The sequence below is a fragment of the Pseudarthrobacter linnaei genome, assembly GCF_055412825.1.
Map to the genome: position 1 here is coordinate 44978 of NZ_JBVAYX010000004.1, position 11579 is coordinate 56556.

At 68.5% G+C, this 11579-nt stretch carries 7 protein-coding genes; 4 read left to right on the forward strand and 3 right to left on the reverse strand.

Annotated features, from left to right (window positions below; all coding sequences use genetic code 11):
* The first annotated feature begins 64 nt into the window (after window positions 1-64).
* Both smc and ftsY read left to right on the forward strand, forming a co-directional pair.
* Window positions 65-3670, forward strand: coding sequence for a chromosome segregation protein SMC (smc, locus tag ACZYZ3_RS05365; protein ID WP_463962805.1), 3606 nt, complete (start codon window positions 65-67; stop codon window positions 3668-3670).
* A 63-nt stretch (window positions 3671-3733) separates the two neighbouring features.
* On the forward strand, window positions 3734-4948 hold the full coding sequence (gene ftsY, locus ACZYZ3_RS05370) for a signal recognition particle-docking protein FtsY (RefSeq protein ID WP_463962806.1): 1215 nt from the start codon (window positions 3734-3736) through the stop codon (window positions 4946-4948).
* Window positions 4949-5040: 92 nt separating this feature from the next.
* Here ftsY and ACZYZ3_RS05375 read toward each other — a convergent pair whose 3' ends face one another.
* Both ACZYZ3_RS05375 and ACZYZ3_RS05380 read right to left on the reverse strand, forming a co-directional pair.
* Window positions 5041-6732, reverse strand: coding sequence for a hypothetical protein (locus tag ACZYZ3_RS05375; protein WP_463962807.1), 1692 nt, complete (start codon window positions 6730-6732; stop codon window positions 5041-5043).
* Window positions 6733-6809: 77 nt separating this feature from the next.
* Window positions 6810-8057 (reverse strand): MFS transporter, encoded by a 1248-nt coding sequence (locus ACZYZ3_RS05380; RefSeq protein WP_463962808.1) that lies wholly within the window; start codon window positions 8055-8057, stop codon window positions 6810-6812.
* Between the two features lie 245 nt (window positions 8058-8302).
* Between ACZYZ3_RS05380 and ACZYZ3_RS05385 the strand changes: the two genes are divergently transcribed.
* Both ACZYZ3_RS05385 and ACZYZ3_RS05390 read left to right on the forward strand, forming a co-directional pair.
* Entirely contained in the window at window positions 8303-9676 is a 1374-nt protein-coding gene (locus tag ACZYZ3_RS05385) for an ammonium transporter (protein WP_463962809.1), read from the forward strand.
* On the forward strand, window positions 9673-10011 hold the full coding sequence (locus tag ACZYZ3_RS05390) for a P-II family nitrogen regulator (protein ID WP_024366371.1): 339 nt from the start codon (window positions 9673-9675) through the stop codon (window positions 10009-10011). The genes ACZYZ3_RS05385 and ACZYZ3_RS05390 overlap by 4 nt, the downstream gene beginning before the upstream one ends.
* A gap of 94 nt (window positions 10012-10105) precedes the next feature.
* Here the strand turns inward: ACZYZ3_RS05390 and ACZYZ3_RS05395 are convergent, their stop codons facing one another.
* Entirely contained in the window at window positions 10106-11494 is a 1389-nt protein-coding gene (locus ACZYZ3_RS05395; protein WP_463962810.1) for a glucose-6-phosphate dehydrogenase, read from the reverse strand.
* Between the last annotated feature and the right edge of the window lie 85 nt (window positions 11495-11579).

Below are 11579 nucleotides of genomic sequence, written 5' to 3' on the forward strand. Positions count from 1 at the left end.
CGAATCCGTGCGGCCGACGCGGTAGATTCAGCACAGCAGCCACACAAGGAGATCCGAAACCACCGTGCACCTCAAGAGCCTGACCGTCCGGGGATTCAAGTCCTTCGCTTCGGCGACGACTTTCGAATTCGAACCAGGCGTCACCGCCGTGGTCGGCCCCAACGGTTCGGGCAAGTCCAACGTCGTGGACGCCCTGGCCTGGGTGATGGGCGAACAGGGCGCCAAGACCCTGCGCGGCGGCAAAATGGAGGACGTGATCTTCGCCGGCACGTCCGGGCGCCCGCCGCTGGGCCGCGCCCACGTCTCACTCACCATTGACAACAGCGACGGCGCACTGCCGATCGAGTACAGCGAAGTCACAATTTCCCGCACGCTGTTCCGCACCGGCGGCTCGGAGTACGCCATCAACGGCGCCGGCTGCCGGCTCCTGGACATCCAGGAACTCCTCTCCGATTCCGGACTGGGCCGCGAAATGCACGTGATCGTCGGGCAGGGGCAACTGGATAAGGTCCTCCATGCCACCCCGGAGGACCGGCGCGGTTTCATCGAGGAAGCGGCCGGCATCCTCAAACACCGCCGCCGCAAGGAAAAGACGGTCCGCAAACTCGAAGCCATGCAGGCCAACCTCGCCCGGCTCAGCGACCTCACCGGCGAAATCCGCCGGCAGCTCACCCCGCTGGGCAAACAGGCCGAAGTGGCACGCCGGGCCCAGACCGTCCAGTTCGAGGTCCGTGACGCGCGTTCCCGCCTCCTCGCGGACGACCTGGTCCAGCTGCAGCAGGCCCTCGCGCAGGATGTTGCGGACGAGAGTGCCCTCAAGGCCCGTCGCGGCGTCGTCGGGCAGGAACTCGACCTCGGCAGGCAGCGGCAGGCCCGCCTCGAGCAACTCGGCGCCGAAGCCACGCCCAGGCTCAACGCCGCCCGCGACGCCTGGTACCAGCTCTCCGCCGGACGGGAACGGCTGCGCTCGCTGGGTTCGCTGGCCGAGGAACGCCGTCGGCTGCTCGGCGCCTCCGAGAACGTCCCCGATTCCGGCCGCGACCCGGAGCATCTCGACCGGCAGGCAGCCCGCGTCCGGGAGGAACAAGCCGGGCTGGAGCGCCAGATCGTGGACCGCCGCAGCGCCCTGGAGGCCGCCACCTCCGCCAAAGAGGACGCCGAAAACGCTGCCGCCGCCGAAGACAAGCGGCTCGCGACACTGCTCCGCGCCGCCGCGGACCGCCGCGAAGGCCTGGCCAAACTGGCCGGACAGGTGGGTGCCGCACGCTCCCGGGTCGAATCCGCCCAGGCGGAACTCGGCCGGCTCCGGGAATCCCTCAAAGCAGGGGAGGAACGCCGCAGGCAGGCCCACAGCGAGTTCACCGCCCTCGAATCCCAGGTGGCCGGCGTCGAGGACGGCGAGGAGACCCTCGACGCCGACTACGAGGACGCCAGCGCCGCCCTTGACGGCATCGTCGCCGAGATCGACGCGCTCACGGCGGCAGAACGCGACGGCGAACGGGAACGCGGCGCCCTCCTGGCCCGCCGCGACGCCCTCCAGCTCGGGCTGAACCGCAAGGACGGCTCGGACCATGTCCTCGGCGCCGGAATCCCCGGAGTGCTCGGCGCCCTCGCCTCCATGATCACGGTGGAACCCGGTTACGAAGCCGCCGTCGCGGCGGCCCTGGGCGCCTCCTCCGACGCCATCGTGGTGCAGGACAGCGGGGCTGCGGCGACCGCCGTGCAGCGGCTGAAGGACGACGACGCCGGCCGGGCTGCCCTGCTGCTCGCCGCCGCAGTTGCCACCCAAACCACTGCCGGACCCGCTGCCGGCGGGGAGCTCCCCGCAGGCGCCCGGTGGGCCTCGCAGCTCGTCACCGCATCCGGCACCGGGGACACCGCCTCCCGGCTGCCGCTGTCCGGGCTGCTGGCGGGCACCGCCGTCGTCGAGGGCCTCGACGCTGCGGCCGAACTGGTGGCGGCGCGCCCTGACCTGACAGCCGTGACCCGGGCCGGCGACGTCCTGACCGCGCTGACAGTCAGTGGAGGCTCCGCGAAGGCGCCCTCGCTGATCGAGGTGCAGGCCGCCGTCGACGACGCCACGGCCCGCCTGGCCGCGGTGACCGCCGGACTGGAACGGCAGCGTTTCGCCCTCGCCGCCGCCCGGGCCCGGCGCGCCGCAGCGCAGGACCGTGCCGATGCTGCCCTGGAGAAACTCCACGATTCGGACGCCCGGCTGGCGGCCGTCGCCGAACGCCTGGGACACCTGAACTCCGTGCTGCGCAGCGCCATCGGCGAGAGCGAGCGGCTCGCCGCGTCCCTGGCCAAAGCCGAGGCCAACATCGAGCTCGAACAGGAATTGCTGGAGGCTGTGGCGGCACGGCTCGCCGCCGCCCAGGAACTGCCGGCGGAGGAGGAACCCTCCCCGGAACACCGGGATGCCCTCGCGCTGGCCGCATCGCTGGCCCGCAGCGCCGAAATGGAAGCCCGGCTCGGCCTGCGCAGCGCCGAGGAACAGCTCTCGGCCACCCGCAACCGGGCGTCGTCGCTGGAACGGGCCGCCGCCACCGAGCGGCGCGCCCGCGAGGACGCGGCCGAACGCGCCCGCCGCCGCATGGTCCAGGCCAAACGCGCCGCTGCCGTCTCCACCGCCGTCGCCCAGGTAATCGGCTTCCTCGACGCCTCCGTAGAACTCGCCCGGCAGGAGCGGGACAGCGCCGAGGAACGCAAAGAACGAATGGACGGCGAACTGGCCGTCCTGCGCAGCAGCAATGATGCCCTTGCCCGCGAACTGGCCGAACTGACCGACTCCGTCCACCGCGACGAACTGGCCCGCGCCCAGCAGCGCCTCCGGATCGAAGCCCTGGAGCTCAGAAGCATCGAGGAGCTGGGACTGACCGCTGGCCAGCTGGTCGCAGATTTCGGCCCGGACCAGCCTGTTCCCGTGCCCGCCGCGGAATCGGCGGACAAATGGGCCGCCCTGCGAGCCCCGGTGGACGAGGACGGCCGCGAGATCGTGCCCGGCAAAGCCTTCGTCCGCGAGGAGCAGGAGAAACGGCTCAAGCGGGCCGAACGGGACCTCACCGCCCTGGGCCGGGTCAACCCCCTGGCACTGGAGGAATTCGCAGCCCTCGAGGAACGCCACCAGTTCCTCAGCACCCAGCTCGAAGACCTCAAATCCAGCCGCAAGGACCTGCTGGACATCATCAAGGAAGTCGACGAACGCGTCCAAAAGGTCTTCGCCGAAGCGTTCGAGGACACCTCCGCGCAGTTCGTCCGGATCTTCGCCCGGCTCTTCCCGGGCGGTGAGGGACGGCTGGTCCTCACCGACCCCTCGGACCTGCTCACCACCGGCATCGAGGTCGAGGCACGCCCGGCCGGCAAGAAGATCAAGCGGCTCTCGCTGCTCTCGGGCGGAGAGCGTTCGCTGACCGCGGTGGCCCTGCTCGTCGCGATCTTCAAGGCCCGGCCCTCACCGTTCTATGTGATGGATGAGGTCGAAGCAGCCCTGGACGACACCAACCTGGGCCGGCTCATCACCATCTTCGAGGAATTGCGTGAATCCAGCCAGCTCATCATCATCACCCACCAGAAGCGCACGATGGAAGTTGCCGACGCCCTGTACGGGGTCACCATGCGCGGCGACGGCGTCTCCACTGTCATCAGCCAGCGTCTCGGCACCCAGGTCTGAGGGCCGTCGGTACGCCTTTTGGGCCTCCCGCGCCGGCTTTCCCGTTTGTGAGAAGCTAGGGGAGTGAACGACATCCTCCCCATTCTTCTGCCCATTCTCGCCGCCCTGGTGGTCCTCGGTGCACTCATTCCGGTCCTGATGAAGACCCGGAAGAACATCACCAACTACCCCGGAAAGCGTGACGAGAACGATCCAGTGGCTCCCGGTGCCGGCGGGGGAACACTCCTCGAGGACCGCCCGGCGCCGGCGCGTGACCGCAAGGCACCGGAGCCGGCCGGCCTTGAAGGACCGGAAACAACAGCCGAAGTCCCGGATGACGTGGCCGGACTGGAAACCGTTCCGGTTGAAACGCCGCTGCCGGTGGCCGGCCGGCTGATCCGCCTGCGCGAACGCCTCGTCAGGTCCAACAACATCCTCGGCAAGGGCCTGCTGGCGCTGCTGTCCGCGGACAAGATCGACGAAAACGTCTGGGACGAAGTGGAGGAAACCCTCCTGCTCGCCGACCTCGGCACCGAGCCGACCCTGCAGCTCGTGGACGCGCTCCGCGAACGCGTCAAGGTGCTCGGCACCCGCTCCCCGGAGCAGGTCAAAGCCCTGCTGCGCGAGGAACTCATCAAGCTGGTCGACCCGACGATGGACCGCAGCCTGCGGGTCGCACGGCACGCCGACAAGCCCGCCGTCGTGCTGGTGGTGGGCGTCAACGGCGTCGGCAAAACCACCACGGTGGGCAAGCTCGCCCGTGTGCTCGTCGCCGAGGACAAGGACGTGCTGCTGGGCGCGGCGGATACCTTCCGTGCCGCCGCCGCCGAGCAGCTGGCCACCTGGGGTCAGCGCGTCGGCGTCGCCACGGTGAAGTCCGACGTCGACGGTGCGGACCCGGCGTCGGTCGCCTACGAAGCGGTCAAGGCCGGCATCGACCAGGAAGTCGACGTCGTGATGATCGACACTGCCGGGCGCCTGCAGAACAAGGTGGGCCTGATGGACGAGCTCGGCAAGGTCAAGCGTGTCATTGAGAAGCTCGCCGAGGTGGACGAGGTGCTTCTGGTCCTCGACGCCACGACGGGACAGAACGGCCTGAACCAGGCCCGGGTCTTCGCCGAGGTCGTGAACATCACCGGCATCGTCCTGACCAAGCTGGACGGCACCGCCAAGGGCGGCATCGTGGTGGCCATCCAGAAGTCGCTCGGCGTCCCGGTCAAGCTGATCGGCCTCGGCGAAGGCGCGGACGACCTCGCCCCGTTCGACGCCGAGACCTTCGTGGACGCCATCCTGAACTAGCTTTCCGAAACAACTGTTAGACACGGCTGGCTCCCAGTTGTTGTCCCCCGGACGTCCGGAAACAACAACTGGGAGCCAGCCGTATGTGGTGTTTAGTAGGTGAAATTCAGGACGGTGGCCGTGCCGGCCGTGAGCTGGAATTTCTGGGTTTCGGACCCGTAGGCGAAGCCCGGGACGGTGGGGCGCTCAGCGACGGGGCGGGCCGGGGCCTTGGCGCCATCGATGAGCGTGCCGTCCTGGGCCGAGTAGCCGGGTCCGGTCATCTGGGTCATGGTCCCGGTCAGGGGCCGGCCGGGCAGATTGAGGCTGACCTCGGTCTGGGCGCTCTTTTCCGGGTCATTTTCGTTGACAATCACGACGCTGGTGCTTCCGTCAGGCTGCTGCAGGGCGTAGGCGTAAACCAGGCCGCCGCCGCTCTGGTCCAGTTTGAGGAAGCTGCCGCTGCTGAGGCCTGCGGCCAGGGAGAGGCCGAAATAGGGGGCCTCCTCGAAGAGCGTGCCGTCGGGCTTCAGATAGGCGCCGCCAGAGCAGATTGGAGACATGGGCGGGCCTCCCTTGCAGGTGATCAGCGAGCTGTGGAACCCCAGCCGCTGGATGCCCTGCTGGGCGGCGCTGAGGACATAGTCGGTGCTCCACAGAGCCGATGCGTGGGTGGTGGTGGTGGGATTGGCGCCGTCACAGGCACTGACTCCGGTCTCGGGAATCCAGACGTCGAGTCCGGCCTTCCTGCCAACGCTCAGCGCGGCCTGCTGGTACTCGATGGTGCGGTCATGCATGCGGGCACTCATCAGGTTCGCCATCGTGGGGGAACTCTGCGGATCTTTGAGGTCGCAGCTTGAGAGCGGGTAGTGGTGAAGCGAAAGAATCTTTGGCTGGGGAAGCTTCGCCGTGGCGAATGGCTCCCACCAGGACTCCGTGTAGGCTCCAGGGCCCAGGAGCGGGAGCTCCGGGGCGACGGCGTGGATCGCGCCGGCATAGTCCTTCAGTTCCTCCAGGAAATTCTCGAGATTCCAGGACTTGGCCCGGACCGAGCTCGTGGGGAAACCGTTCGGTTCATTGCCCACGGTGATGCTAACCAGCCGTGCGCCGAAAATCCGCGTCGCATGCTGGGCCAGGTCGGCGGCCCTGGCGGTGTTGTAGTGGCCGAGGTCCACCGTGAGGCTGATCGTGGCATCGGCGGCCGTCAGGAGGCCATTGATCCGCTCCAAATCAGCGGGAGAGACGACTTTGACCGGGCGGGGCTTGTCACCCTTGTAGCCAGCCGGCACGGGCTCGCCAGTCGAGGTCCAGAACATCCTGCGGTCAACCGAGCTGCCGCCGAAGCGGAGCAGCGGCTTGCCGAGTCCCTTGAGGACCGAAACGATCTCGGGGTTGTCACCCCGGAGGCTGGCGTCCGCCAGGTCTGTTGATTCGAGGGACAAACCGACGATCCCGTCGGGCAGGGAGGTTCCGGTTTTCTCGGCCGAAACGTTGACCTGGAGGGGAACGACTGCCTCGAGGGGGGAACCCGCCGGCGGGCCCTGCTGTTCGTAGTACGTGACCGCCGGAGCCGGCGGCAACGCCGCTGCCGAGGAGGGTTCGGAGCTGGCCGCCGTTGCGGACGCCGCGGGCGCGTCGCTGGCGGTATTCGGCTGCAGGAAAAACACCAGCAACGCGATCACGACGACGATCGCGACTGACGAGACCACGACGAGCGGACGGAGCTTCCTGCTCTTCGTCCCCGCCACGCCCCCTGGACTGCGGCCGTCGCGGGCGTGTTCGGGCAATTGATCTTCGGGTGGCATAATCTACTCTCTCCAGCTCTTGGGCGGCATCTCCTCCAGCCTAGCGAGATCCTTGGCACGGATTGACCGGGGCGTCCTCAGGCGCCGCGGGTCGCCGGCCGGCGGAATGTCTCCCGGGCCAGCAGCCAGCCCGCGGCGGCCGCTACCAGGACGCCGCCGGTGACGCCGAACGCCCAGCCATAGCCCAGCCGGTCTGCGAGAAGCCCGGCAAGGACCGGTCCGATGATCGCCCCGCTGTCGGCGGTCATCTGGAAGATGGCCAGGACGCGCCCGCCGGAGCGCTCGTTGCCAATCACGTCGGCCATGGCTGCCTGCTGCGCGGGACCGAGCAGCCCCGAACCGATGCCGGCAACAGCGGTCGCCACCAGGAACCAGAGCAGCTCGTGCGTGAAGCCGATGGCTGCCGTTGCGGTTCCGGTGACCAGCAGTCCGGAGACCATCATGGGTTTCCGGCCCAGGCTGTCCGCGAGTTTGCCGGAGAACGTCAGCGCCACCGCGTTGGCCGCGGCGAACATGGCCAGGGCCCAACCCGCCGATTCGGGCCCGGCGTTCAGGGCGGCGACGGCGAAGAGCGGCACCGTGGCCATCCGCACCCCGAAGGTCGCCCAGCCGTTGGCGAAGCTGGAGAACAGCCCCGCCCGGTATGCGCTGTCCCGCAGTGCCTCGCGCAGCTCCATCGCCGGCGCCGTGCTCCCGTCCGGGCGGGAGGCCGCCGGCACGTGGCTGAGCTGGGTCTGCACCACGAGCGCCGCCAGGACCAGGGCGGCCGCGTAGACGAGGAACGGCACCCGCAGGCCGAAGCCGGCCAGCAGCCCGCCCACGACCGGACCGCACACATTGCCGATGAGGAACGCCGAGGCATAGGCCCCGGAGACCCGTCCGCGGCTCTCCGGGGGGGCCAGCCGGACCACCAGGGCCATCGACGCCACCGTGAACATCACCGAGCCGGCCCCGCCGAGGCCGCGGAAGACCAGCAGCTGCCAGTAGTCCTGGGCGAAGGCACACGCCGCCGTCGACGCCGCAACAATCAACAGCCCGGCCACGTAGACCGGCCGTTCCCCGAGCCGCACAATCAGCGCGCCTCCCGCGGGAGCGAACACGAGCCGCATGAACGCGAAGATGCTCACGATCACGGCAGCCGCCGTCGCGCCGACGTCGAAAGTGGTGGCGAACTGGGGGAGGACCGGCGCCACGAGACCGAAGCCGAGGGCGATGAGGAAGGCAGCCACCAACATCACCTTGATGTCCCGGGGCAGCACCGCCTTGCCGCGGGTCCGGGTACCGGCCTGCGGCGGGGATCCCGCGGGGCGGGGGGTCTTACTCATGGCAGTGGCTTCCTGGTGATACGGGCGGGGCAGGGCGGATGTTGGAACGCGTGAAACATAACCGTAACAAGAAGGATTTGCACCATTTACTTCCGGGAGGTTCTTGTAACAACCCGGCAATCTAAATCCTCCGCCGGCGAAACACGCCGCCGACAAACTCTTCTTAGAACGCAAACCGCGTTGAGGCACGCGGAGAACTCCGCAGCAACTCTTAAATCGCATCCAAGCAAGGGAGGACGTGCACCATGGAACTTACCGCAGGTCACGTATGGCTGATGGTGGCAGCAGCGCTCGTGCTGTTCATGACACCAGGACTCGCATTTTTCTACGGCGGCATGACGCGCGCCAAGGCCGCACTGAACATGATGATGATGAGTTTCATCTCCATCGGCATGGTCGGTGTGGTCTGGGTGCTCTGGGGCGCTTCGATGAGCTCCGGCGAGGGCTTCATGCAGATGGTCGGAAACCCGTTCGCCACCTTCGGGCTGGAGGGCATCGACACCCCTGACGGACTCATCAAGGTCGGCTACGCCGCCACCTTCGCCATCATCACCGTCGCCCTGATCAGCGGCGCGATCGCTGACCGCGCCAAGTTCGGCGCCTGGACCGTGTTCGTCCCGGTCTGGGTCACCCTGGTGTACTGCCCGCTGGCCTACATGGTCTGGGGCGGCGGGCTGTTCGGCCCCGAAGGCGCCATCGGCCAGGCCCTCGGCCCGGCCATTGACTTCGCCGGCGGAACGGTCGTCCACATCAACGCCGGTGTTGCCGCGCTGATCCTTGTGCTGATCATCGGCAACCGCAAGGGCTTCGGCAAGGACCCCAACCACCGCCCGCACAACATCCCGTTCGTCATGCTCGGTGCCGCGATCCTGTGGTTCGGCTGGTTCGGCTTCAACGGCGGCGCAGCGACAACGGCAGAACAGGGCGGCCTGATCTGGGTCAACACCCTGGCAGCCCCGGCCGCGGCAATGCTCGGCTGGCTCATCACGGAGCGTATCCGCGACGGTCACCCGACCTCGCTCGGTGCAGCCTCCGGTGTGGTGGCCGGCCTGGTCGCCATCACCCCGGCCTGCGCCAACGTGAGCCCGATCGGCGCCCTGGGCCTCGGCCTGATCGCCGGTGCGGCTTCCGCCCTGGCCGTCGGCCTGAAGTTCCGTTGGGGCTTTGACGACTCGCTCGACGTCGTCGGTGTCCACCTCGTCTCGGGCATCATCGGCACCGTGGCGCTGGGCTTCATCGCCCTCCCGGCCGATGGTGTTGGCGGCGGACTGTTCTACGGCGGCGGACTCACCCAGCTGTGGGCCCAGCTCGCGGCGGCCGGTATCGCCATCGCCTACTCGGCGGTGATGACCGCACTCATCGCCTTCGCCATCCACAAGACCATGGGATTCCGGGTTTCCCAGGAGCAGGAAGTCGTGGGCGTGGACCTCAGCCTGCACGCCGAAACCGCCTACGAATTCGGCGTCGGCGGCCACGGTGGAAGCTTCACCCCGCTGCACGAACTCATCACCGGCAAGGCCCGGGGCGAAACCGGGGCAGCCCCGGCCGCCGGGACCGTGGACGCGACGTCCAACGGCAAGAAGACCGCAGCAGCAGGTAAGGAAAGTGTGGAGGCATGAAACTGATCACAGCAATCGTCCGGCCCGAAAAGCTCGATACCATCCGCGAGGGCCTTGAAGCCTACGGAGTACAGGGCCTCACCGTCAGCGCGGCCAGCGGCTACGGCCGGCAGCGCGGCTACACCGAGGTGTACCGCGGCGCCGAGTACAACGTGGACCTGCTGCCCAAGATCCGGGTAGAGGTCCTGGCCACCGACGAACAGGCGGACGACATCCTCGATGTCATCATCGCCAGCTCGAACACCGGCCGGGCCGGTGACGGCAAGGTCTGGACGATGGATGTGTTCGAAGCAGTGCGGGTCCGCACCGGAGAACGCGGTTCGGCCGCCATCTAGCCGACAGTTTCAATGAACAACAAAGCGGGCCGGGTACCTGACATGGTTCCCGGCCCGCTTTTGTGCGTCTGACCGGCTCAGCCGACGGCGGCGCTCAGGCCTGCCAGGTTTCCGGCCCGGCGCTTCCGGCAGCGTACTCCTCCAGCGGTGCGCTGTCCCGGGCCCAGGCCTTGAGGACGGGCTCCAGGATCCGCCAGCAGTCCTCCGCGGTGTCGGCGCGGACGGAGAGCAGGGGATCGCCGGTCAGGACACCCTCCAGAACCTCCCCGTACGGCAGCAACTCGGACGCGCTGAGCTCGGCCTCGAGCGTGGCACGGTCCAGGCTGAGGACATCGCCGGGGCCGTTCACATCGACGTCGAACTGCAGGGTGTCCGGACCGAAGCCGATCCGCAGCTGGTTGGGGGAGTCCACCCCGGTGAAGCCCTTGGGCAGGTGCGGCACCGGTCGGAAGGTCACCACGGCCTCCTTGCGCTTGACGCCCAGGGCCTTGCCGGAGCGCAGGATGAAGGGGACGCCCTGCCAGCGCCAGTTGTCGATCTGCACTTCCACCTCGGCGAGCGTCTCGGTGCCCCGGGCCGGGTCGACGCCGTCTTCGCTGGCATAGTCCGGGACCTTCCGGCCGTCGAGCGATCCCGCCGTGTACCGGGCGCGGCGGCTGCTCCTGGCGTAGGGTGCCTTGATGCTGCTGGCCCGCAGCACCGTGGCCACGGCGTCGCGGAGGTCCCGCTCGTCCACCGAAGCGGGCGGTTCAAGCGCCATCAGGGCCATGATCTGCAACAGGTGGCTCTGGATCATGTCGCGGAGGGCCCCGGCGCCGTCGTAGTAACGGGCGCGCCCCTCCAGTGCGAGGTCCTCGTCAAAGACAATCTCGACCTTCGCGATGTGCTCGCGGTTCCACACCGGCTCCAGGAAGGTGTTGGCGAAGCGCAGCCCTAAAATGTTCAGCACCGTCGCCTTGCCCAGGAAATGGTCCACCCGGTGGATATGGTCCTCCGGGACCAGGGCCGACAGGGTTTCATTCAGGTGCCGGGCGGACTCCTCGCCGGAACCGAACGGCTTCTCCATGACCAGCCGCGTCCCGGCCGGCACCTGCCCAGGGGCCAGCGCCTCGCAGGCCAGCTGGCTGACGCGCGGCGGAAGCGCGAAATAGATGGCCACCGGCCCCTCCAGCCGGGCCAGCAGGCCCGCCAGCTGCCCGTCGGCCGTGACGTCGAGCTGGTGGTAGCCGGAGGTGTCGCGGATCCGTTTCAGCTCCCGCCGGCCGTAAGCCTCGGCCTGGGAGTTGGCATCGGCGAAGGACTCCTCGATGCGCCCCAGCCACTGCCCGGGAGTCCAGGCATCCGAGCCGGCACCCACCAGGGTCAGGCCGTCGGCGCGCCCCCGGGACACGAGCCGGGCCAGGCCAGGCAGCAGGAGCCTGCCGGTGAGGTCGCCCGAGGCGCCGAGGATGAGCAGGGTTTTTACGGTCGTTTGGCTGGTCACCTAAGTCAGCATGCCATCTTGGAGGCGCGTCTTGGTACCCTAGATAGTCGAGTCCCGTTGTCGAGGCAGTTCGTTCCGGCGAACA

Excerpts from the sequence above, each read along its gene's own strand:
- ACZYZ3_RS05375 (WP_463962807.1), bottom strand. The coding sequence starts at position 6,732 with ATGCCACCCGAAGATCAATTGCCCGAACACGCCCGCGACGGCCGCAGT.
- ACZYZ3_RS05390 (WP_024366371.1), top strand. The coding sequence starts at position 9,673 with ATGAAACTGATCACAGCAATCGTCCGGCCCGAAAAGCTCGATACCATC.
- ACZYZ3_RS05385 (WP_463962809.1), top strand. The coding sequence starts at position 8,303 with ATGGAACTTACCGCAGGTCACGTATGGCTGATGGTGGCAGCAGCGCTC.
- ACZYZ3_RS05380 (WP_463962808.1), bottom strand. The coding sequence starts at position 8,057 with ATGAGTAAGACCCCCCGCCCCGCGGGATCCCCGCCGCAGGCCGGTACC.